The following is a 20,159-nucleotide window of genomic DNA, read 5'->3' on the forward strand; positions in this document are numbered from 1 at the left end:
AACACGGAGGTTCCTTACATCACACCAGCCCCAGCTCCACCGGCCTGACGCCGGCAAACACGTGATCGAGTTGCGCTGGCGTCAAGCCGAAGGTGCGGCGCAGCAAGCCACCCAGCACGGCGCGGTATTCATTCAGCACGGGCATGTCGCGGTTCTGGAACAGGTTCGCCTGCGAAATCGCCACCTGCTCGCCCGCCACCTGCTTGCCCTTGATACCGCCACCGAGCACCCAGAACACGCTGCCGTGCCCGTGATCCGTGCCGCGGTTGCCGTTTTCGCGGAAGGTGCGGCCAAATTCGCTGACCACCACCACCACGGTATTGCGCCAGGCGCTGCCCATTTCCTGCGAAAACGCGGCCAGGCCCCGTCCCAGCTCGTCGAAGCGCCCCGCCAGATAGCCGTTGGCGCCGCCCTGCCCCACGTGCGTATCCCAGCCGCCCACGTCGACGAAGCCAATATTGTATTTGTCCTTCATCAAGCGGGCGATGCGCTGCGCTTCCAGTTCAAAACCCTTGGTACTGATGGCGTTGCGGTTGGCCGCCTGCATCTCTCCCGTCAATTCCTTCGTCACATCGTCGCGCACGGCAAAGCCCGCGCTGACCGGCTGCTGCAAGGGCGTACCCTTGTACATGGCGGCGATGAGCTGGCTTTGACGCGCATCGATGCCCGACTTGCCCACCGAGCGCAGCCCCATGTTCGGCACTTGCACGCCGCCCTGGAAGATCAGGGGCAGCTGGTCCGTGAAGGAAATGGCGTGATTGTTGCTATTGAGGCTTTGCGCCAGCCGGTTCAAAAAACCCGAGCGGAAATCGCGCCGACCGCCCAGTTCCTGCCCCAGCTCAATGCTGTCCTGCGTCTCGAAATGGCTGCGCGTCAAATCCGTCGTGCCCGCAAACGGGATGAAGGCCGCCTCGCCGCCGGTGAACATGGGGTAGATGGTCTCGCGCAGGGCCGGATGCAGGGCCCAATCGCTATTCAAGGCCAGCGCGCCGTTTTCCACACCAGGTTTTGCAATGGCAATATTCGGCCGCGATGCATAGTAAAAATCGCTGCCGACCGGCACCAGCAGGTTGTTGGCGTCATAGCCGCCGCGCAAGAAGACGAACAACAGCCGGGCATTCGTGGCGGGTGCGGCCAGCAAGCTGCCCGCATGCGACAGCAAGGGCGCGGCGGCCAGGGCTTTCAACAAGTCACGACGGTTCATGGCAATCCTCCGGTTTCAACTTAGCGGTGCATCATTTCTGGCGAAGACAGCAAAAAGGTGTTCCACTCCTGCGGCGAAGCGGCCTGCTCCAGCGCCTGGCGCGTGGCGGGGCTCAAGCCTGGCTGCAGCGACTGGTAATACAGGGCGCTGGCCAGCTGGGGAAACGCCACTTTTTCCTGCGGCTGCGGGCCATCCGTCTTGAACAGGCCGGCGCTGCCCGAACCGATGGTGCGGGCGATATCGAAGCGCGTCGTCATCTGGCCGGGACTGGCCCAGGAGGCATCCGTCATGGGATAGCCATCGGGCGTCTGGCGTCCGTACAGGGGCTGGCCCATGCGCGAAAGCCAGTTCAGCATGGGGCCCGCGTTGAGGATGGGCTTGTCGTCATAGCTGAGGCGCACGGCCGACACCACATAATGCATGGGGTCCTTGAATTTCTTGCCCAGCGATTGCCTGAATTCGGGACTGTTGAACATGGTCTGCAGCACGTCGGCGATCATGCCGTCGCTGTGCTGGAAGGTGGCCGCCATGCGCGCCACCAGCGGCGCGGGAGGATTGTCGCCGACGAAATACTGGGCCAGCTTGCCGCTGATAAAGTGCGCGGTGGCGGGACTGCGGCTGAGGCGGTCCAGCGCTTCGTCGAGTTCGGCCAGCCCCCTGCCCTTCACCGTTTGCCCGAGGAATTGCTTGTCGCCGTAATCGTGGCGGTTCGGGTTGAATTCGAACAAGCCCCGGCGCACGTATTGCGATTGCAAGGCCGGTTTCACCTTCGGCGTGTCCCCTCCCAGGTTGACGCCCACGCCGGTCAGGATGCGCGCCAGTTCCTGCACGTCAGCCTGGCTGTAGCCGCCGTTGACGCCCAGCGTGTGCAGCTCCATCAGTTCGCGCGCATAGTTTTCATTGATGCGCTTGACGGCATTGGCTTCATTGTCCAGGTAGCGCAACATGGCCGGATGGTGGACGGTCGCGCCCAGCAAGTCGCGAAATTTCCCCAGGGCATGCGGGGCGATGGCGTTCGCCTCGTAATCGCCGACCATGGCGCGCAAGTTGTGCTTGCCCTGGTGCACGCTGAAATGGTTGAGCCAAAACCAGCTCAGTTGCTGCTGCAGCTGGTTCGGCGAATACACGTCGAGCAACAGCGAACGCGTGGCCGCCTCGCGCGCCAGGCGGTTCAGTTCCTGCTGGTAATCCTTTTGCGCCTGCTGCTTTGCCATGTCATCCATGACGGCGGCCGACTCCTTGCGCTTTTGCTCCATCGACATCACCAATTGATCGAGCGGCACCTGGCTGATCGTCATGGCGTCGATCTGCGCCTGCACGGCGGGCGGCAGGCTGATTTTGCCTGGATGCAACTGCGCCTGCAGGTAAGCGCTCCAGCCTTCCTTTTGCAACTGGCGCACGCTGCCGCCATTCACGCCCCAGCTGGCCCGTTCCAGCATGGCGATGCCTTGCGCGGCATTGTCGGGCGCGGCGGCGGCATGCTGCGCGGCCGGCGGTGCCGTCGCGGCGCAGCCGGCCAGCAACAGCAGGCACATCAAGGTCGTCGGCAACAGTTGTTTCGGAGTCATGGCTATCCTTCAGGCGGTTTCATGCACAATGCCTGAGGGTACGCTCAGGTTGACCCGCGCATGATTGCCATTTGCAACGAGTTGTAATCAATAGTGCCGTTATGTCAACTCCGCACACTTGTCGCGCAAGAAATCGCGCAGCTGCAGCACCAGCGGCGTCACCTGGGCCCGGTGCATGCATACCAGCTGCAAGGGCGTGGCCTCGCCCGCCACCTCGGGCAGCAACACCTGCAGGCGGCCGGCCGCCACGTCGCCGGCAACGTCGAGCCGCGATTTATAGGCGATGCCCAGGCCCGCCACGGCCCAGCGCCGCACCAGGTCGGCATCGTCGGCGCTGCGGTTGCCGCTCACTTGCACGGTGACTTGCTCGCGCTGCGGCAAGCGATAAAAAGTCCAGCGGTCGTGCAAGCCATCTTCCAGCGCGAAGCGCAGACAATTACGTTGCGACAAGTCTTCCAGCGCCAGCAGGGGGCCGTGCTCGCGCAGGTAAGCGGGCGACGCCACCAGCACGCGGTCGTTGGCGGGCGCGATCGGCATGGCGACCATGCTCGAATCGTCCTGCTGGCCGTAACGCAGGGCAATATCGACTTGCTGGCGCACCATGTCGGCCACCCGGTCGCTGACGCTGAGCTGGTACTGCAGCTTCGGGTGGCGCGACTGAAATTCGTCCAGCCAGCCCAGCATCAGGTTGCGCCCCAAATCGGAAGGCATGGCAATTTTCAAGGTTCCGCCGAAACTGTCCTTGCCGGCCAGCAGCGCGTCGTGGCCCGCGCGCAGCAGGCGCAAGGCTTCGCGCGCGTGTTCCAGGTATTGCGTGCCTTCCGCCGTCAGGCTCAGTGAACGTGTCGTGCGGGTCAGCAGGCGCAAGCCCAGCTCCCCTTCCAGGCGCTTGACGGCGGCGCTGGCCAGCGCGGGCGAAATGCCGATCTCGCGCGCGGCCGCCGACAAACTGCCCCGGTCGGCCGTGCGCACAAACACCTGCAAGTCATCGAGTCGCAGCAATTTTCAGCATTCCTTTGAAAGTGTTTCGGTACGCGCCCTCTTTTTCCCGGACGCGAAAGCAACCATCATACGTCATCGCCTGCCCACTCTTGACCAAGGATAATCATGAAAGCCATCGCCTACCACCACAGCCTGCCCATCACCGATGCCGACGCCCTGCTCGACATCGAGCTGCCCACGCCCGTCGCCACGGGGCGCGACCTGCTCGTCGCCGTGCACGCCATCTCCGTCAACCCCGTCGACGCCAAGGTGCGCAAGAACCGCGCGCCGCAAGACGCTCAGCCGGAAGTGCTGGGCTGGGATGCGGCCGGCGTCGTCACGGCCGTCGGCCCCGACGTGACCCTGTTCCAGGCGGGAGATAAAGTCTGGTACGCGGGCGCCATCAACCGCCCCGGCAGCAACAGCGAATTTCAATTAGTCGACGAGCGCATCGTCGGCCACATGCCGGCCAGCCTCGATTTCGCCCAGGCCGCCGCCCTGCCCCTCACCAGCATTACGGCCTGGGAATTGCTGTTCGACCGCCTGCAGCTCAGCCGCGACAAGAACCTCACGGGCAAGTCCCTGCTGGTGATCGGCGCGGCCGGCGGCGTCGGCTCCGTGCTGGTGCAGCTGGCGCGGCAATTGACGGGCGTGACCATCATCGGCACGGCCTCGCGTCCAGAGACGGCGGCCTGGGTGCAGGAACTGGGCGCGCACCACGTGATCGACCACAGCCTGCCGCTGGCGGGGGAAATCACGCGCCTGGGTTTACCGCCAGTCGATTACGTCATCAGCCTGAACCAGACGGACCAGCATTTCGAGCAAATCGTCGAACTGATCGCGCCGCAGGGGAAATTTGCCCTGATCGACGACCCCGAGCACATCGACGTGCGCAAGTTCAAGGGCAAGAGCGTGTCCCTGCACTGGGAACTGATGTTTACCCGTTCACTGTTCCAGACGGCCGACATGGTCCGGCAGCATGAATTGCTGGAGGAACTGGCGCAGCTGGTCGACGCAGGCGTCATCAAGACCACCGTGGCCGAGCGCTTTGGCACGATCAATGCGGCAAATTTGAAACGCGCGCATGCCCTGCTGGAAAGCAATACGGCCAAGGGCAAGATCGTGCTGGAAAATTTTAATTAATCAGGTAATCAGGATGGCCCGGAAATCATTGACATTCGTCAAGGTCGGGCCAGTAATCACGGAATCTCCCAGCGCCTGGAAGAAGCCGTGGCCATCGTTGTTGTCCAGGCTGTCGCGCGGCTTGGTGCCCAGCGCCCAGGCGCGCCGCAGGGTGTCCGGCGCCAGAACCGCGCCGGCGATGTCTTCCTGGCCGTCGACGCCATCCGTGTCACCGGCCAGCGCGTGGATGCCCGCGTGTCCGTCCAGCGCGATGCCCAGCGCCAGCAGAAATTCCACGTTGCGCCCGCCGCGCCCGTTGCCGCGCACGGTGACCGTCGTTTCGCCGCCCGACAGCAGCACGCACGGGGCGGGAAACGGCTGGCCCCGCATGGCCGTTTGCAGCGCGATGCCGGCCATGACTTTGCCCACGTCGCGCGCCTCGCCTTCCAGGCTATCGCCTAATATATACGGTGTGATACCGGCCGCGCGCGCCACGGCTGCCGCCGCTTCCAGGGCCATCTGCGGCGTGGCGATCAGGGTCGTCTGCGTGCGCGCCAGGCGCGGGTCGTCGGGTTTCACGGATTCGCCGCGCCCGCTTTCCAGCGTTGCGCGTATGCTGTCCGGCAAGTCCATGCCGTAGCGGCGCACGATGGCCAGCGCGTCCTCGCACGTCGTCGCGTCGCCCACCGTGGGGCCGGAAGCGATATCGCCCAGCTTGTCGCCGGGCACGTCGGAAATGGCCAGGGTGATGACTTGCGCCGGATGGCAGGCGGCCGCCAGCCTGCCCCCCTTGATGGCGGACAAATGGCGGCGCACGCAATTCATTTCGCCGATGGTGGCGCCCGACGCCAGCAGCGCGCGGTTCAAGGCTTGCTTGTCTTCCAGGCTGATGCCGTCCAGCGGCAAGGCCAGCAGCGACGAGCCGCCGCCCGAGATCAGGCACAGCACCGTGTCATCAAGCTGCAAGTTGGCCACCAGGTCCAGCATGCGCCGCGCCGCGTCCATCCCGGCCTGGTCCGGCACGGGGTGCGACGCTTCCACGATCTCGATGCGGTCACACGGCACGGCGTAACCGTAGCGCGTGACCACCAGTCCGGACAGCGGCCCCGGCCAGTGCCGCTCCACGGCTTGCGCCATGGCGGCCGACGCCTTGCCGGCGCCGATGACGATCAGCCGTCCCTTGGGCGGGGGCGGCAGATGGGGCGGTATGCAGTGCGATGGCTGGGCCGCTGCGATGGCGGCCTGGAACATGGCTTGCAACAAGGCGCGCGGCGCCGGGATCGTCGTCATGGTGTTCTCCTCGGGTATCCGAACCCGATCATAGCAGTGCCGGCAGCCCGGCAGCTAGAATGGCGCCTTGACCACATCACAGGAACACCATGAGCGACGCCATCGAATGGACCAGTCTTGCCCGCACTTTCGGGCTGTTTACCGTCACGGCCGTGGCTGAACTGCTGGGCTGCTACCTGCCCATGCTGTGGCTGAGCAACAAGGGCAGCGCCTGGCTGCTGTTGCCGGCCGCTATCAGCCTCTTGATCTTCGTGTGGCTGCTGACCTTGCATCCAGCCGCCAGCGGCAGGGTGTATGCCACGTATGGCGCCATCTATATCGCCACGGCGCTGGGATGGCTGTGGCTGGTGGACGGCATCACGCCCGCCTGGACCGACATCGCCGGCGTGGGCCTGGCCCTGGCTGGCGCCGCCGTCATTGCCATGGGGCACAAGACGGCTTGATGTGCATCAGGCACCGTGCGCACGGAAGTTCGTTTCCGCTGACCACACGGCGCTGGCGCGGGCCAGCAACACGGCTTCGCCATCGGCCAGCCAGTCGTCGGCGTCGGCGATCTTCCACATGGCTTGCAGCAGCTTGCGGCGCAAGTCCGGATCATCGATTTCATCGAGCAGGCTGTCGATCACGCCATTGGCCAGCTGTACCGCGCCATGCACGGTCGAGGTCAGCATGTCGTCGCACAAGTCTTGCAGCAACTGCTGAAAAGCGGCCGGCGCCAGGTCGATATGCTCGAGGATCTTGCTGCGGTGCATGGCTTGCAGCTCGGCGCTGGCCAGGTTGCCATCGACTACCATCATCAGGGCCAGAATACGTCCCGCTGCCTGGGGACTGTTCGCTTCATAGGTACGCATGATTTTCTACTCTCTCAGTTAATTAATTAAAAAGCGCGCCACCGCCGTGCGGGGCGCGCCGTATTGCTATTTATTTCTTGTCGCTGCGGGTGATGAACACGCTCGCCACGCAGCTCGATACGATCAGCACCGCCACCACCAGCAACGAAGCTTCCACCGGCACGTGGTACCACGGCATGATCAGCATCTTGGCGCCGATGAACACCAGCACCATCGCCAGGCCATACTTGAGCATGTGGAAGCGGTCAGCCACGTCCACCAGCAGGAAGTACAAGGCGCGCAAGCCCATGATGGCGAACAGGTTCGACGTGAAGACGATGAACGGGTCCGTCGTGATGGCGAAAATCGCCGGGATCGAATCGACCGCGAAGACCAGGTCCGTCACCTCGATCAGGATCAGCACCAGGAACAGCGGTGTGACATAGCGCAAGCCGCCTTTTGCCACGAAGAAACGCTCGCCGTGGTCGCCGTCCGCCACCCGCAAGTGGCGGCGGGCAAAGCGCAACACGGGGTTGTTCGCCACGTCAGGCTCTGAGTCGGCCGCCACCAGCATGCGCATACCGGTAATCAAGAGGAACGCGCCAAACAGGTACAGCACCCAGCTGAACTCGCTTACCACCCATGCGCCGGCCATGATCATTACGGCACGCATGACGATCGCGCCCAGCACGCCGTAAATCAACACCCGGCGCTGGTACTGGATCGGCACCTGGAAGGCGCTGAAGATCAGCAGGAAGACGAACACGTTATCGACCGACAGCGCTTTCTCGATCAGGTAGCCGGAGAAAAATTCCAGCGCCTTCTGGTTGGCGATTTCGGGTCCGGCCGTGCCGTTCAGATACCACCACAGGCCGCCGTTGAACAGCAGAGCCAGGCTGACCCACACCAGCGACCACGTCGCCGCTTCCTTGACGCTGACCTTGTGCGCCTTGTTGCCGCCGAAAACGAACAAGTCCAGCGCCAGCATCACCAGGACAAAGGCGATGAAGCCGGCCCACATGGGTGCCGTTGCAATACTCTCCAGGCCGTTCATCGGCGGCCTCCGCAACTGTCTGTTTCTATCCTGATGCCCATGGCACTCTCCTTGCATGAATTGAGCAGCCATCATAGTCCGAATATAAACATCGAACAAATCGAATATAATTGACGAATACATCGAAAAACTCGATGTATTAGCTTCAGGGAAAAGCATGTCGACACTTAACTTCAAGCACTTGCGCTATTTCTGGATGGTGGCCAAGACGGGCAGCATCGCGCGCGCAGCCGAACAGCTGCACCTGACGCCGCAATCGATCTCCGGGCAGCTCAGCGAGTTTGCCGACACCCTGGGCGTGGAATTGTTCCGCCGCAGCGGGCGCCAGCTGGAATTGACGGACACGGGCCGGCGCATCCTCAGCCATGCAGAAAACATTTTCAACACGGGCGATGAACTGCTGGAAATTGTGCGCGACCAGTCGCGCACGGCGACGACGACGTTTCGCGTGGGCTGCGCCGATTCCGTGTCGAAATTGATCGCCTGCCGCCTGGTCGCGCCCGCGCTGGGTCTGGCCGAACCGCTGCGCATCATTTGCCGCGAAGGCCGGCTCGCCAGCCTGCTGGCGGACCTGGCCGTGCACCGGCTGGACCTGATCATGGCGGACCGCCCCATGCCCGCCCATTTGAGCGTGCGCGGCTTTAACCATTTGCTGGGCGAAAGCGGCATGACCCTGTTCGGTACGCCAGCGCTGGCCGCCACCCTGACGGGGGACTTTCCGCTATGCCTCGATGGTGCGCCGCTGCTGCTGCCGGGCGAAGACTTCGCCATCTACGGGCGCTTGCTGCAGTGGCTGGGCGACAACCATCTGCATCCGCGCATCGTGGGCGAATTCGACGACAGCGCCATGATGAAAGCCTTCGGCCAGTCCGGCGCCGGCCTGTTCTTCGCGCCCACCGTCATCGCGCCCCAGGTCTGCGAACAGTACGCCGTGGTGGCGCTGGGCCGGGTCGACAGCCTCGTCGAGCAAGTGTATGCGATCACCACGGAACGGCGTTTGAGCCACCCGGCCACCGTCGCCATCAGCCAGAGCGCGCGGCACGAACTGTTCGTGTAGCAGTTCTGCAACTGACGTTCCACAATTAAAACCCCGTGAATACATTTGAACAAATATATCTATATAATGACAAGCCTCCCCGACGCCCTGCGCGCCCCTTCCTGGACTTGCCGCAATGAAGCACTTGCACGACATCCCCTCTGCCTTCAAGCATGAATTTGCCAACCCGCGCCTGTGGTGGTCGCGCGCCGTCGTCGTCGGCATGGCCGCCATCGCGGGCCTCGTCGTCGTCGGCTTCACGTGGCTGGCGGAGGAAGCGCTGGACCTGTTTCTCTTTTTTAATGGCAAGGCCTGGTGGTTCGCCCTGCTGTGGACACCAGCTTGCGCCGCCCTGCTGGTCTGGCTGACGCGCCGCTACGCGATGGGCGCGGCCGGCTCCGGCATCCCGCAAGTGATGGCGACGCTGGACCCGGCCGTGGCACCCGAGCAGCGTTCGCTGTTCGTGTCGCTGAAACTCAGTGCCGCGAAAATCGTCCTGACGGCGGGCGGCTTGCTGGGAGGGTTGTCTCTGGGGCGCGAAGGGCCATCCGTGCAAATTGCCGCCGGCGTGATGCTGGCCGCGCGCCGCTGGCTGCCGCGCCACTCGCAGGTGAGCGCCCATTCCCTGCTGGTGGCCGGCGGCGCGGCCGGCATCGCGGCCGCCTTCAATACGCCGCTGGCGGGCGTCATGTTTGCCATCGAGGAACTCTCGCGCTCGCCCGAGCAGCGCAACAGCGGCCTGATCGTGGCCGGCATCGTGCTGGCCGGCATGATGGCCGTGTCTATCCACGGCAACGCCACGCACTTCGGCATCATCCACCCTGGCCCCATCGGCCTGGCGCTGGCCTTGCCAGGTTTACTCGTGACCCTGGTGGCGGGCGTGGCCGGCGGCCTGTTCGCGCGGCTGCTGCTGGCGTCCGCCCGCGGCAACCCGCTGGGGAAATTATCCGCGTGGAGAAAGGGCCGGCCCGTGCTGTTCGCCGCCGTCTGCGGTTTGCTGGTGGCGGCCATCGGCATCGCCAGCCATGGCGCCACGTTTGGCAGCGGCACCGTGGCCACGCGCGCCATGCTGGAAGGTTCCAGCGACGCCTCGCCCGCCTTTGTTGCTTTCAAGTATGTGGCGACGTGGCTGACCGTGTGGTCGGGCGTGCCGGCCGGCATCTTCGCACCGTCGCTGGCCATCGGCGCCGGCATCGGCCACGATATCGCCGTGCTGCTGCACTACCCGCACGCGCCCGCGCTGATCGCGCTGGGCATGGTGGGCTTCCTGGCCGCCGCCACGCAGGCGCCGCTGACGGCGTTTATCATTGTCATGGAAATGGTCGATGGCCACGGTATGGTGCTGAGCCTGATGGCCTGCGCCGTGGTGGCCAGCACCGTCTCGCGCGTGCTCAGCGAACCGCTGTACGGGGCGCTGGCGCAGCTGCAGCTGCAACGGCTGCCGCTGCAGTTGCAGGCTGGCCGGGACACTACATCGTAAACGGAAACGGCTGCATGCCCGCCTGGCGGTCGTCTGGGGCGACCACGGCCAGCAAGGCGTTCAAGCCCTGGTTCAGGTGCGCCAGGCTGTCGGGGTCCAGCTGGGCCAGCGCGCTGGGCAGCAGGCCGCGCGCCGGCTGCGGCGCGCCAGCGATCACGGCCTGGCCCTCCGCCGTCAGGGTGAGTGTGACCACGCGCTGGTCGGGCTGGTCGCGCGCCTTGCGTACATAGGTTTTTTTCACCAGCGCGTCGACCAGGTTGCTGGCCGTCGTCTGGTGGATCGACATCTTGCTTGCCAGTTCGCCCATGCGCAGGCCTGGGTGCTCCAGCAATTCCTGCATCACCCACAATTGCGCGCCAGACACGCCGCATTGCTTCTCGATCTGCGCCGAGTGCCGCTGCGCTGCGCGCATGACGACGCGCATGTTTTGCAAGGCCATGCCCTGTGCCCGGGCCACCGCCGAAACTTCCGCTTCCACCACCATTGCCTCCAGTTATCCTGCCGGCTTCACGCCTGCTGGCGGGCCGGAATCCCTGCATGATACCTGCAAAGGAAGCGCTCGACTAACTGCCTGCTACAGGCTGTCCATGGCGCCAGGCCTGCTCCAGCACCAGCTTGCCGGCCGGATCCCACTCGCGCTCGATGCCGTGCTTCTTGCCGTGTTCGTACGGCACGAGTTGCCGCACACTGCCGTCGCCGTACCAGCTTTGCAGCAAGCCATGGCGCTGGCCGTCGCGCATGGGAGTGACCTGGGCGCGCACGCCGTTGTCATGCCACTGCGTCACGTCGCCCTGCTCGCGCCCTTGCGCGTCCTGCTGCCAGGCGATCGACGGCTTGCCGTTACTGCCCCACTTCTGCATGCTCAGCAGCTTGCCCTTGCGGTACAGGGCCTTTTGCGCCAGCTGGCCATTGTCATGGCTTTCAAACGACCAGCCATCGGCTTCGCCATCCACCAAGACCTTGCGCGCGAGCACCTTGCCATCCTCGGCCAGGGTGAGGAACTCGCCATCCTGCTTGTCATGAATAAAATGACTGCGCTGGAACAGCTTGCCATCGGCGTAAAACACTTCCTGCAGCCCATGCATCTTGCCGCCTTTCAGGAAGGCGCGGCTGCTCACCTTGCCATTCGGACCGTACGACACATACTCGCCATCGGCCATTTGCTGGCCGTGGTAGCGGATGCGGTTCATCAGCTGGCCATTCGCATGGTAAGTCTCGACAATACGGTCGCGCCCGTTCGGCAGCCGGGTCACCTTTTGCTTGAGCTGGCCGTTGTCATAGAACGACGTATCGCCCTGCGCCGCCAGCGGCAAGGCAATCAACGCCGCCAGCAGCGCCAGGCGCATGGTCCGCATAGTCTGTCGATATGGCATGCGATCCCCCTACTTCGCGGCCACGGGCTGGCCATCCTGCCACGCCTGTTCCAGCACCAGTTTGCCGGCAGGGTCCCACTGGCGCTCGATGCCGTGCTTCCTGCCGTGGTCGTACGGCACGATCTGGCGCAGGCTGCCATCGCTATACCAGGTCTGCAGCAAGCCGTGGCGCTGGCCTTCAATAAACGGGGTCACGCTGGCGCGCACGCCGTTGGCATGCCAGTCAGTCGTGTCGCCGTGGTCGCGCCCCTGGGCGTCTTTCTGCCACGCAAAATTGGGCCGGCCATTCGGCCCCCACGTTTGCAAGCTGAGCACGGCACCCTTCTGGTACAGCGTCTTGTTCGACAGTTTTCCATTGCCATGGCTTTCAAACGACCAGCCGTCGGGCTGGCCATGCACCCAGACGGTCCGGGCCAGCACGCTGCCATCCTGGGCAACCGTGACAAACTCGCCCTCGCGCTTGCCATCGACGAACTGCCCCCGTTGGAACAGCTTGCCATCGGCATAAAACGATTCCTGCACGCCATGCATCTCGCCATTGCGTTGATAAGACCGGCTGCTGACGGCGCCATTCGCGCCATACGACACATGCTCGCCATCGGCCATCTCGTCGCCGTGATACAGCGTGCGGCTCATTAGCTGGCCGTTCTCGTGATACGTTTCCGAGATGCTGTCGCGCCCGTTCGGCAGCGGCGTCACCTTTTGCTTGACCTGGCCATTCTCGAAGTACACGCTGCCGCCGGGCAGCTCCTCGCCCTGGGCATCGAAATAAGTTTCGCGCAGCAGCTGGCCATTCTCGTAGTAGTACTTGCGAAAACGCACGAACTTGATCTGGCTCAGGTCGAGATCCGTGGCATAGGTTTCAAAGGCCAGCACGCCCGGCGTGTCGGGAAATTCGAGCCGCACATGCCAGGCGCCCAGCGCCTCGTCGCGCACGGGCGGCGTGCGCAGCGCATACGCGGCACGGCGCTGATTGCTCGGCATGAAATTTTCATCCAGATACATGCTGTGGTCTTCCTCCAGTAAGGTTGGCGTTGGCGCCGCCGGCTGTTCCTGCGCCGCCAGCGGCAAGGCCAGGGCCATGCCCAGCAGTGCGGCCAGTGCCGCGCGCGTCGTCTGTGGTGTGTGCATTGTGTTCCGTTGCGATGTTATTCTGCGGCTGCCATCATAAAGGAAGGCAACGTTTCCCCCTGTCACGAAAGAAAGCCATGCACTTGCCCGCCGCCCCCGGCGACACCCGGATACTGGACATCATCGACGCCTGGATCGCGGACCTGGCGCGCGGCGATTACGCGTGCGCCCATGCGCGCACGGCGCACGACGCGTATTACGGCTGGACGCCAGCGCTGTTGCGCGCCGTGATCGAAGGGTATGGTTCGCCGGAAGCGTATGCGGATGGCCGGGTCTACCGGGTCACCCCGGCGGCGCTGGCCGGCGGCGCGCCGCACGAGCGCTGCGTCGAGCGCCCGGACGGCCAGGATGGCGGCATAGTGATCGCCGAGGTGCGTCATTCCCTGCCCCTGAACGGCGCCTGGTCGGACCTGACTGCCACCTTTCGCGTGGAGGGCGCGGCGTCGGGCGCCACGCTGGTATTACAGGAAATTCACGTGTTCTAAGGCTCTAGGCCGCGCCATTCTTGACGGGAGACAACTGGCTCGCATGCAGTCGCGCATACGCGCCGCCCTGCCGCAGCAAGGCGGCATGGCTGCCCGACTCCACCAGGCGCCCGCCCTGCATGACGACGATGCGGTCGGCGTTTTCGATGGTGGATAAGCGGTGGGCGATGACGATGGTGGTGCGGTTGCGCATCAGCACTTCCAGCGCCGCCTGCACGGAACGCTCCGACTCCGTATCGAGCGCGCTGGTGGCTTCGTCGAGCAGCAGAATCGGCGCGTCCTTGTACAGGGCGCGCGCGATGGCCAGGCGCTGGCGTTGGCCGCCCGACAGGCGCGAGCCGTTCTGGCCCGCCTGGGTCGCGTAGCCTTGCGGTAACTGCATGATGAAGTCATGCGCGTAGGCGGCGCGAGCCGACGCTTCGATTCTGCCCTGGTCCGGGGCCGGGTCGCCATACGCGATATTCGCCGCCATGGTGTCGTTGAACAAAATCACATCCTGGCTGACGAGGGCGAACTGGCGCCGCAGGGCCAGCAAGGCGTAGTCGCGCACGTCGACGCCGTCGAGCAGGATCTGGCCGCCGCTGACGTCGTAGAAGCGCGGCAGCAAGCCCAGCAAGGTCGTCTTGCCGCCACCCGAGCCGCCCACCAGGGCCACCGTTTCGCCGGCGCGGATGTCGAGCGTGATCTCGCTCAAGGCCGTGGGCGCATCGGGATCGTCGCTGTTGTAGCGGAAGTTGACGTTCTGCAAGGACAGATTGCCCTGCACGGTCGCCGGCGCAATGGTGCCCGGGTCCGGTTCCAGCGGGGTGTCGATCAAGCCGAAGACGGATTCGGCCGCCGCCAGGCCCCGCTGCAGCGGCTCATTGATTTTGGTTAAATTCTTGATCGGCGACTGCATCGCCATCAGCGCGCCCATGAAGGCGACGAAGGCGCCCGGCGTGATGGCGCCGCTTTGCGCGCGCAGCATGGCAAAGTAAATCACGGAAGACAGGGTAATGCCGACGAGCATCATGATGAAGCCGGAATTCATGGCCGAGGTGGCCGCATGTTTGACGGCCAGCTGGCGGTTGCGCTTGACGACGTCGACGAAGCGCGCCTGTTCATAATCCTGCCCGCCGAAGATTTTCACCACGCGCTGGCCGGCGATGCTTTCGTCCAGCACGGAGGTCAGCTCGCCCACGGCTTGCTGCGAACTCTTGCTCAGGTGGCGCATGCGGCGGCCCGCCAGGGTCACGACCAGGGCCACGATGGGCATCGAGGCCATGCAGAACAGGGCCAGTTTCACATCGATGCTGAACAATAAAATCAGATAGCCGATGGTGGCGACGGAATCGCGCACCATCACGTTGAGCACGTTCAAGCCCGCCTGCGACACCTGGCTGGCGTCGAAGGCCACGCGCGACTGCGTCAGGCTGGTGGTGGTGGTATCGAAGAAGCGGCTGGGCAGACGCATGATGGTGGCGAACATCTTTTCGCGCAAATCGGCCTGCACCCGGCTCGATAGCCATACGGAACCGTAATCGCCGGCAAAGCTGGAGACCATGCGCAGCACGGCCAGGCCCAGGATGGTGGCGGGAATGACCCACAAGTCCACCTGTCCCGCATGCGCGGGCAGGAAACGGTCGACCCAGCCCTGCAGCATGCCCATCACGCCGGACACGGGCGCGACCTGCTCGCTGGCCGTCGTGCGCATGGCATCGACGACGTTTTGCAACTGGCGGATTAACAACACATCGGTGGCGGACGCCACGCCCACGGCCAGCAAGGTAGCGGCAACGATGGCGCCATAGCGGCGAAACTGGCCGGCCAGGCGGAAGAACAGGAGGCGACTTTGCTGCATGTAGTTGGAAAAAGTGAGGGTAAAGCGTGATTCTAACCGCTGCCAGACTTACCTAAGTAGGTCGCAATAAATTATTGTGATTTCTGACTTCCATAACCGACGCTCTGCGGTGTTGCCCGCTGCTAGCAGTGCTCGCACTGCGTCGCAGCGGGCGCCTTGCAGAGCATCCGGTTCTGTTCGTCATAACTTCACAATAATTTCCCACGACCTACTTAGACGAAAGTCGCACCTTGCCGGCGCAGAACCGGCAAGGGCAATGCACGGAAAATCAGCTCTTCGCCACTTTCCACGCGGCCGTGCCTGCCTTGCAGACCTTCAGCTTGAGGGTCTGCTCCTGGCCCTTGGCGCTCAAGCCCACCTGCACCTTGCGGCAGGTTTGCGCGTCCGTCTTTTCCGTGTCGCTGGCCGTGATCTCGGCGGCGATGCGCACGGAATTGCGCAAGCCTTCATTGCTCCATTGCACGGTTTCGCCATCCTTCTTGTCATTGAGCACGTCGGTGACGGCTTTCACGAAGACGGGCTTGTCGTTTTTGTTCAGGTAGGCCATCGGCGTATCGGCCAGGAAACCCAGGCCGACGGCGGAAGCGGAAGCGCTGAAGACGACGCTGCCGAAGATCAGGGCGGACAACAGTGTGGCGGGACGAATACGCATGGAAAACTCCTTGTAAAGTAAAGAATAGGGACAGGACCGGGAACCGCCGGGGCGGCCCTTAGCCGGGATCCGCCGGCGAAATACCCACGGCCAGCAAGGCGTCGATGCTGGGCACGAAGTAAATCGCCGACGACAGCGGCGTGGAAAAATCCAGCAGCCTGTCCGTCTTGGTGACGCCATCATAGCCTACGCCGTACATTTGCCGCAGCATGCCCATGGTCACCGTGATATCGCGGCAAAAACCGACAAACATGACGCCCGCCTCGCCGGCATTGGCATAATTGGCATTGCGGCGCACGATATCGACTTCCTCGCCATCGCGGATGAACTGGTTGCGGCCCACATGGGAATCGACGGGCAGCGGCGACAATTCATGGCTGCCGGCCTTGGTGCGGCCCCACACCTGCTCGGCCGCGTGCACGGGCAAGGCGCGCAGGCGCTCGACATCCATGCGCCATTTCTGCAGCAGCACGGTGGAGCCGCCCGCGCCCGCCTCGCCGTCCGGAATGATGGCCACGCCGTGGGCGCGGAACGGATTCGGATTGGCGACGCCGTCGGCAAAGCCGTCGAAGGTCACATTATTGTGATATGGAAAACACACTTGTTCGCTGGCCAGCTCGGCGAAGGGACTCAGCAAAGTGAGCGTCGTGCGCATGCTGTCGTACAGGGTGGCCGCGTTCGACTGCGTGATCCAGACCCAGAAATCGTGCTGGGTGGCGGGCGCCGTCTTGCCGTTGGCGCCCACGAGATCCTGCGCGAACGATTCCATGTTGTCCGGCACGCCGCCGGGACAGGTGGCGCGCCACAGCTCAGGCTTGAATCCCAGCACCACATTGGCCGTGCCGCCCGTCAACTGATGATGGCGGTTCAGGGTGGGATCGAGGATGCCAGTGACCTCGGATTCCCACAATTTACTGAGCGACTTGAATAGCTGCCGCATATCGATGCCGGCCTTGACATTGAACTGCAAATGCACTTCATCGCGCGCGACGACGGACAGCATGCTTTGTGGAATTGCCATGACAGATGTTCCTCTTTTAGTTTTCTCTATGGATATTAAACCAGAAGTGCAGGTTGGTAGTTTCATTTAGGCAACATGCGATCTTTGTAACTATAGGTCGTCATGAATTGGACGATAATGCAATGATGTAGAGCAAGAATCAGGAATGGAACCATTGCATGAAATTGTATGAAAAGCTCGTCGGCGACATCGAGCAACTGGTGGACAAGGGCGTGCTCTTGCCCGGCGAACGCATCCCCTCAGTGCGCCAGACCAGCCAGCAGCACAAGCTCAGTATCACCACGGTGCTGCGCGCCTACGTCAAGCTGGAAAGCATGGGCGTGCTCGAAAGCCGGCCCCAGTCCGGCTACTTCGTGCGCCAGCGGGCCAGCGATACGGCCGCGCCGTCCCTGTGCATGCAGGCGTCGCACCCCAGCCCCGTGCCGGCCGAAGTGCACGTCAGCCGCCTGGTGCTGTCGACCCTGCGCTCGATCGGCTTGCACGATGCCATTCCGCTGGGCTCGCCCTACCCCGACCCTTCGCGGTTTCCCTGGGAACGCATCAACCAGTATGCGGGTGCCGTGGCGCGCCGCAACCGCGTGTGGAACATGACGGACGACCTTCCGCCGGGCAACCCGCAGCTGATCCGTGAAATCGCCCGCCGCTACATGGAAAACGGCCTGGCCGTCGATCCCGACGAAATCATCGTCACCGTGGGCGCCACGGAAGCGATCAACCTGTGCCTGCAAGCGGTGGCCAAGCCGGGCGATACCATCGCCGTCGAGTCGCCCACCTTCTATGCCATGCTGATGGCCGTCGAACGGCTGGGCATGAAGGTGGTGGAAATTTCCACCGATCCGTATGAAGGCATCAGCATCGAGGCGCTGGCCGACATCATGGCCCGGCAACCGATCGCCGCCGTCATGGTGATGCCGAACTTCCAGAATCCGCTGGGCTTTCAAATGTCGGACCAGCGCAAGCGGGCCCTGGTCCAGCTGCTGGAGCAGCACGACGTGCCCGCCATCGAAAACGGCGTCTACAACGAACTGTATTACGGCGACGCCCACCCGTCCTCGCTCAAGTCCTACGACCGCAAGGGCCTGGTGCTGCACTGTTCCTCGTTTTCCAAGAGCCTCAGTTCGGCCCAGCGCGTGGGCTGGGCCCTGGCCGGGCGCTATCGGGGCAAGGTGGAGGAACTCAAATTCCTCAACACCCTGGCCACGTCCTCGTTTCCCCAGCTGGCCATCGCCGAATACCTGCAAAACGATGGCTACGAACAGCATCTGCGCCGCACCCGCAAGGCCTACGCCCAGCAGGCACGCATCATGGCGGCCGCCGTGCAGCGCTTCTTTCCCGCTGGCACGAAAATCTCGCACCCGCAGGGCGGCTACGTGCTGTGGGTGGAATTGCCCGGCGACATAGACTCCATGCAGCTGTACCGGCGCGCGCTGGAATGCAAGATCACGGTGGGTCCGGGGCGCATGTTTTCCGTCAGCCAGGCATACAAACATTGCATCCGCCTCAATTACAGCTATCCGTGGAGCGTGGGCGTGGAACAGGCGATCATCCTGCTCGGCAAACTTATCACCGAATTCCTGTAGCCACTCCACGCAGTCCCGTCACCCGCCCACCAGCGACATGCGCACGGTGGGATACTGCTTGCGCCCGCCAACCTGGGCCAGTGCGCCGCGCACTTCCGAGTAGCGGTCGCCACGGTGCTGCCAGTGCTGGCGCAACAGGGTTTCCAGCCCTTGCGCCGAATCAAGCCGGGGCCGCAGGTCGAGGCCGTCGTGGGCAAACAGGCAAGTAAACAGCTTGCCGTCCGACGAGACGCGCACGCGGCTGCAGTCGCCGCAGAACGGCTGCGACACGCTGGAAATGAAGCCCACTTCGCCGCCGCCATCGCGGTAGCGGTAGCGGCTGGCCGTCTCGTGCAAGATCGGCTTGCCTTCGCCCAGCGACACGAGGGGAAATTCGGCGGCGATCAGCGCCCGCGCTTCGTCCGACGTGACGACATGCGTGCGCGACCAGGCGCCGATGCCGCCCACGTCCATGAATTCGATCAGTCGCAGCACCACGCCCGTGTGGCGGAAATGGCGCGCCAGCGGCACGATCTGGCTATCGTTGACGCCTTTCTGCACGACCATGTTGACCTTCACGGGATGCAAGCCCACGGCTTGCGCTACCTCAATACCGTGCAGCACTTTCTCGACGGGAAAGTCGACGCCATTCATGCGCTGGAAGATGCCGTTATCCAGGCTGTCGAGGCTGACGGTGACCCGCTCCAGGCCCGCATCCTTCAGCGAGCGCGCCTTGGCTGCCAGCAAGCTGCCGTTGGTCGTCAGCGCGATGCTGACGGCGCGCCCGTCCGGCGTGGTGAGTCTCGCCAGCATCTCGATCAGCTGTTCCAGGTTCTTGCGCAGCAGCGGCTCGCCGCCCGTGATGCGGATCTTATCCACGCCCAGGCGCACGAAGGCGCGCGCCATCGTTTCGATCTGCGCGAAGGACAGGCGCTCGCTCGATGGCAGAAACGGGTAATCGCTGGGGTACAGCTCGGCCGGCATGCAATAGGTGCAGCGGAAATTGCACTGGTCGATGACGGAAATGCGCAAGTCCGTCAGGGGGCGGCCCAGCATGTCCACGCAGGGCTCAAAATAGTCTGGCTGCCGGAGCGCTGGCTGCGGATACAGGATGGTGTTCATTGTTGCTTCCCCTCGATAGGCATACGTCAGGATGTAGCATAAGACGAATGAGGGCATGCCAAGAGGTACAGTCCGGCGCCAGCCGATAGAGTACAGACGCGCCGGACTGTGCTCTTACTGCGCAGGCGGCGCGAACATGCTGGCGCACAGCTGCGCGCCCGCCGCGCTCAAGGATGCGCTGCCGCCGCCGCTCTCCGCCGTGGCGACCACCACCAAGCCCGCGCTGGACAGCGCATTGAGCTGGCGCAGCAATGTACTCATCTGTACCCCTGCCCGCTTGGCCAGCTTGGCCAGCGACCACGGTTTCTCCGGCGCCTCCTGCCGCGCTTGCCACAGCAGCGCCAGCAGCGCTATCAGCGCTGTGTCGATCCCTTCTTCCTTGTGCATGTTTTTCTCCTTGTCCACATCATA

General features: G+C 63.8%; 20 protein-coding genes. 6 read left to right on the plus strand and 14 right to left on the minus strand.

Features of this window, described 5'->3' with window-relative positions:
* Positions 1-19 precede the first annotated feature (19 nt).
* The 3 genes from K0F86_RS18260 to K0F86_RS18270 all read right to left on the minus strand — a co-directional run bounded on the left by K0F86_RS18260 (position 20) and on the right by K0F86_RS18270 (position 3,774).
* A complete protein-coding gene (locus tag K0F86_RS18260; RefSeq protein WP_219135708.1) occupies positions 20-1,204 on the minus strand; it encodes a DUF1501 domain-containing protein in 1,185 nt (394 codons plus the stop codon).
* A 20-nt stretch (positions 1,205-1,224) separates the two neighbouring features.
* Positions 1,225-2,772: a DUF1800 domain-containing protein gene (locus K0F86_RS18265; protein ID WP_219135709.1), complete on the minus strand. Its 1,548-nt coding sequence runs from the start codon at positions 2,770-2,772 to the stop codon at positions 1,225-1,227.
* Between the two features lie 99 nt (positions 2,773-2,871).
* On the minus strand, positions 2,872-3,774 hold the full coding sequence (locus K0F86_RS18270) for a LysR family transcriptional regulator (protein ID WP_219135710.1): 903 nt from the start codon (positions 3,772-3,774) through the stop codon (positions 2,872-2,874).
* A 105-nt stretch (positions 3,775-3,879) separates the two neighbouring features.
* Here K0F86_RS18270 and K0F86_RS18275 point away from each other — a divergent pair, with 105 nt between their 5' ends.
* Positions 3,880-4,896, plus strand: a complete 1,017-nt coding sequence (locus K0F86_RS18275) for a zinc-binding alcohol dehydrogenase family protein (protein WP_219135711.1) — start codon at positions 3,880-3,882, stop codon at positions 4,894-4,896.
* Here the strand turns inward: K0F86_RS18275 and K0F86_RS18280 are convergent, their stop codons facing one another.
* Positions 4,897-6,165 carry a glycerate kinase gene (locus tag K0F86_RS18280; protein ID WP_219135712.1) on the minus strand — a complete coding sequence of 423 codons (1,269 nt, stop codon included), beginning with the start codon at positions 6,163-6,165 and terminating at the stop codon, positions 4,897-4,899.
* Positions 6,166-6,254: 89 nt separating this feature from the next.
* Between K0F86_RS18280 and K0F86_RS18285 the strand changes: the two genes are divergently transcribed.
* Positions 6,255-6,608, plus strand: coding sequence for a YnfA family protein (locus tag K0F86_RS18285; RefSeq protein ID WP_219135713.1), 354 nt, complete (start codon positions 6,255-6,257; stop codon positions 6,606-6,608).
* A gap of 6 nt (positions 6,609-6,614) precedes the next feature.
* Here the strand turns inward: K0F86_RS18285 and K0F86_RS18290 are convergent, their stop codons facing one another.
* Both K0F86_RS18290 and K0F86_RS18295 read right to left on the minus strand, forming a co-directional pair.
* The gene (locus tag K0F86_RS18290) at positions 6,615-7,016 is read right to left on the minus strand and encodes a TerB family tellurite resistance protein (protein WP_096234556.1); all 402 of its coding nucleotides are present in this window, start codon (positions 7,014-7,016) and stop codon (positions 6,615-6,617) included.
* Positions 7,017-7,086: 70 nt separating this feature from the next.
* Positions 7,087-8,049 (minus strand): TerC family protein, encoded by a 963-nt coding sequence (locus tag K0F86_RS18295; RefSeq protein ID WP_141172326.1) that lies wholly within the window; start codon positions 8,047-8,049, stop codon positions 7,087-7,089.
* A gap of 157 nt (positions 8,050-8,206) precedes the next feature.
* Between K0F86_RS18295 and nhaR the strand changes: the two genes are divergently transcribed.
* Together nhaR and K0F86_RS18305 are read left to right on the plus strand one after the other, a co-directional pair.
* The gene (gene nhaR, locus K0F86_RS18300; protein ID WP_219135714.1) at positions 8,207-9,106 is read left to right on the plus strand and encodes a transcriptional activator NhaR; all 900 of its coding nucleotides are present in this window, start codon (positions 8,207-8,209) and stop codon (positions 9,104-9,106) included.
* 115 nt (positions 9,107-9,221) lie between these two features.
* Complete coding sequence (locus K0F86_RS18305) at positions 9,222-10,565, plus strand: chloride channel protein (protein ID WP_219135715.1); 1,344 nt, start codon at positions 9,222-9,224, stop codon at positions 10,563-10,565.
* On the opposite strand, the gene K0F86_RS18310 is transcribed toward K0F86_RS18305, so the two are convergent.
* The 3 genes from K0F86_RS18310 to K0F86_RS18320 all read right to left on the minus strand — a co-directional run bounded on the left by K0F86_RS18310 (position 10,555) and on the right by K0F86_RS18320 (position 13,069).
* The gene (locus tag K0F86_RS18310) at positions 10,555-11,004 is read right to left on the minus strand and encodes a MarR family winged helix-turn-helix transcriptional regulator (protein ID WP_257572220.1); all 450 of its coding nucleotides are present in this window, start codon (positions 11,002-11,004) and stop codon (positions 10,555-10,557) included. The two genes, K0F86_RS18305 and K0F86_RS18310, sit on opposite strands and share 11 nt — an antisense overlap.
* Before the next feature lie 124 nt (positions 11,005-11,128).
* Positions 11,129-11,920 (minus strand): toxin-antitoxin system YwqK family antitoxin, encoded by a 792-nt coding sequence (locus K0F86_RS18315; RefSeq protein WP_219135717.1) that lies wholly within the window; start codon positions 11,918-11,920, stop codon positions 11,129-11,131.
* A gap of 27 nt (positions 11,921-11,947) precedes the next feature.
* Complete coding sequence (locus tag K0F86_RS18320; protein ID WP_219135718.1) at positions 11,948-13,069, minus strand: toxin-antitoxin system YwqK family antitoxin; 1,122 nt, start codon at positions 13,067-13,069, stop codon at positions 11,948-11,950.
* A 77-nt stretch (positions 13,070-13,146) separates the two neighbouring features.
* Between K0F86_RS18320 and K0F86_RS18325 the strand changes: the two genes are divergently transcribed.
* On the plus strand, positions 13,147-13,554 hold the full coding sequence (locus K0F86_RS18325; RefSeq protein ID WP_219135719.1) for a hypothetical protein: 408 nt from the start codon (positions 13,147-13,149) through the stop codon (positions 13,552-13,554).
* Between the two features lie 4 nt (positions 13,555-13,558).
* On the opposite strand, the gene msbA is transcribed toward K0F86_RS18325, so the two are convergent.
* The 3 genes from msbA to K0F86_RS18340 form a co-directional block, all read right to left on the minus strand.
* Positions 13,559-15,394 carry a lipid A export permease/ATP-binding protein MsbA gene (gene msbA, locus K0F86_RS18330; RefSeq protein WP_219135720.1) on the minus strand — a complete coding sequence of 612 codons (1,836 nt, stop codon included), beginning with the start codon at positions 15,392-15,394 and terminating at the stop codon, positions 13,559-13,561.
* Positions 15,395-15,662: 268 nt separating this feature from the next.
* Positions 15,663-16,046: a hypothetical protein gene (locus K0F86_RS18335; RefSeq protein ID WP_046682396.1), complete on the minus strand. Its 384-nt coding sequence runs from the start codon at positions 16,044-16,046 to the stop codon at positions 15,663-15,665.
* Positions 16,047-16,104: 58 nt separating this feature from the next.
* Positions 16,105-17,067 carry a Dyp-type peroxidase gene (locus K0F86_RS18340; RefSeq protein ID WP_219135721.1) on the minus strand — a complete coding sequence of 321 codons (963 nt, stop codon included), beginning with the start codon at positions 17,065-17,067 and terminating at the stop codon, positions 16,105-16,107.
* A 158-nt stretch (positions 17,068-17,225) separates the two neighbouring features.
* Here K0F86_RS18340 and K0F86_RS18345 point away from each other — a divergent pair, with 158 nt between their 5' ends.
* The gene (locus K0F86_RS18345) at positions 17,226-18,647 is read left to right on the plus strand and encodes a PLP-dependent aminotransferase family protein (protein ID WP_219135722.1); all 1,422 of its coding nucleotides are present in this window, start codon (positions 17,226-17,228) and stop codon (positions 18,645-18,647) included.
* Positions 18,648-18,665: 18 nt separating this feature from the next.
* On the opposite strand, the gene moaA is transcribed toward K0F86_RS18345, so the two are convergent.
* Both moaA and K0F86_RS18355 read right to left on the minus strand, forming a co-directional pair.
* Positions 18,666-19,748: a GTP 3',8-cyclase MoaA gene (gene moaA, locus K0F86_RS18350; RefSeq protein ID WP_219135723.1), complete on the minus strand. Its 1,083-nt coding sequence runs from the start codon at positions 19,746-19,748 to the stop codon at positions 18,666-18,668.
* 114 nt (positions 19,749-19,862) lie between these two features.
* A complete protein-coding gene (locus K0F86_RS18355; RefSeq protein ID WP_219135724.1) occupies positions 19,863-20,135 on the minus strand; it encodes a helix-turn-helix domain-containing protein in 273 nt (90 codons plus the stop codon).
* Positions 20,136-20,159: the final 24 nt, after the last annotated feature.

This window comes from Janthinobacterium sp. UMAB-60, assembly GCF_900095235.1.
Classification (GTDB): domain Bacteria; phylum Pseudomonadota; class Gammaproteobacteria; order Burkholderiales; family Burkholderiaceae_D; genus Janthinobacterium.

What these genes read in the sequence shown, in the direction of transcription:
- K0F86_RS18260 (WP_219135708.1), bottom strand. Translation starts at nt 1,204, where the DNA reads ATGAACCGTCGTGACTTGTTGAAAGCCCTGGCCGCCGCGCCCTTGCTG.
- msbA (WP_219135720.1), bottom strand. Translation starts at nt 15,394, where the DNA reads ATGCAGCAAAGTCGCCTCCTGTTCTTCCGCCTGGCCGGCCAGTTTCGC.
- K0F86_RS18320 (WP_219135718.1), bottom strand. Translation starts at nt 13,069, where the DNA reads ATGCACACACCACAGACGACGCGCGCGGCACTGGCCGCACTGCTGGGC.
- nhaR (WP_219135714.1), top strand. Translation starts at nt 8,207, where the DNA reads ATGTCGACACTTAACTTCAAGCACTTGCGCTATTTCTGGATGGTGGCC.
- K0F86_RS18355 (WP_219135724.1), bottom strand. Translation starts at nt 20,135, where the DNA reads ATGCACAAGGAAGAAGGGATCGACACAGCGCTGATAGCGCTGCTGGCG.
- K0F86_RS18305 (WP_219135715.1), top strand. Translation starts at nt 9,222, where the DNA reads ATGAAGCACTTGCACGACATCCCCTCTGCCTTCAAGCATGAATTTGCC.
- K0F86_RS18290 (WP_096234556.1), bottom strand. Translation starts at nt 7,016, where the DNA reads ATGCGTACCTATGAAGCGAACAGTCCCCAGGCAGCGGGACGTATTCTG.
- K0F86_RS18265 (WP_219135709.1), bottom strand. Translation starts at nt 2,772, where the DNA reads ATGACTCCGAAACAACTGTTGCCGACGACCTTGATGTGCCTGCTGTTG.
- K0F86_RS18310 (WP_257572220.1), bottom strand. Translation starts at nt 11,004, where the DNA reads ATGGCCTTGCAAAACATGCGCGTCGTCATGCGCGCAGCGCAGCGGCAC.
- K0F86_RS18345 (WP_219135722.1), top strand. Translation starts at nt 17,226, where the DNA reads ATGAAATTGTATGAAAAGCTCGTCGGCGACATCGAGCAACTGGTGGAC.
- K0F86_RS18335 (WP_046682396.1), bottom strand. Translation starts at nt 16,046, where the DNA reads ATGCGTATTCGTCCCGCCACACTGTTGTCCGCCCTGATCTTCGGCAGC.
- K0F86_RS18315 (WP_219135717.1), bottom strand. Translation starts at nt 11,920, where the DNA reads ATGCGGACCATGCGCCTGGCGCTGCTGGCGGCGTTGATTGCCTTGCCG.
- K0F86_RS18295 (WP_141172326.1), bottom strand. Translation starts at nt 8,049, where the DNA reads ATGAACGGCCTGGAGAGTATTGCAACGGCACCCATGTGGGCCGGCTTC.
- K0F86_RS18280 (WP_219135712.1), bottom strand. Translation starts at nt 6,165, where the DNA reads ATGACGACGATCCCGGCGCCGCGCGCCTTGTTGCAAGCCATGTTCCAG.
- K0F86_RS18340 (WP_219135721.1), bottom strand. Translation starts at nt 17,067, where the DNA reads ATGGCAATTCCACAAAGCATGCTGTCCGTCGTCGCGCGCGATGAAGTG.
- K0F86_RS18285 (WP_219135713.1), top strand. Translation starts at nt 6,255, where the DNA reads ATGAGCGACGCCATCGAATGGACCAGTCTTGCCCGCACTTTCGGGCTG.
- moaA (WP_219135723.1), bottom strand. Translation starts at nt 19,748, where the DNA reads ATGAACACCATCCTGTATCCGCAGCCAGCGCTCCGGCAGCCAGACTAT.
- K0F86_RS18325 (WP_219135719.1), top strand. Translation starts at nt 13,147, where the DNA reads ATGCACTTGCCCGCCGCCCCCGGCGACACCCGGATACTGGACATCATC.
- K0F86_RS18275 (WP_219135711.1), top strand. Translation starts at nt 3,880, where the DNA reads ATGAAAGCCATCGCCTACCACCACAGCCTGCCCATCACCGATGCCGAC.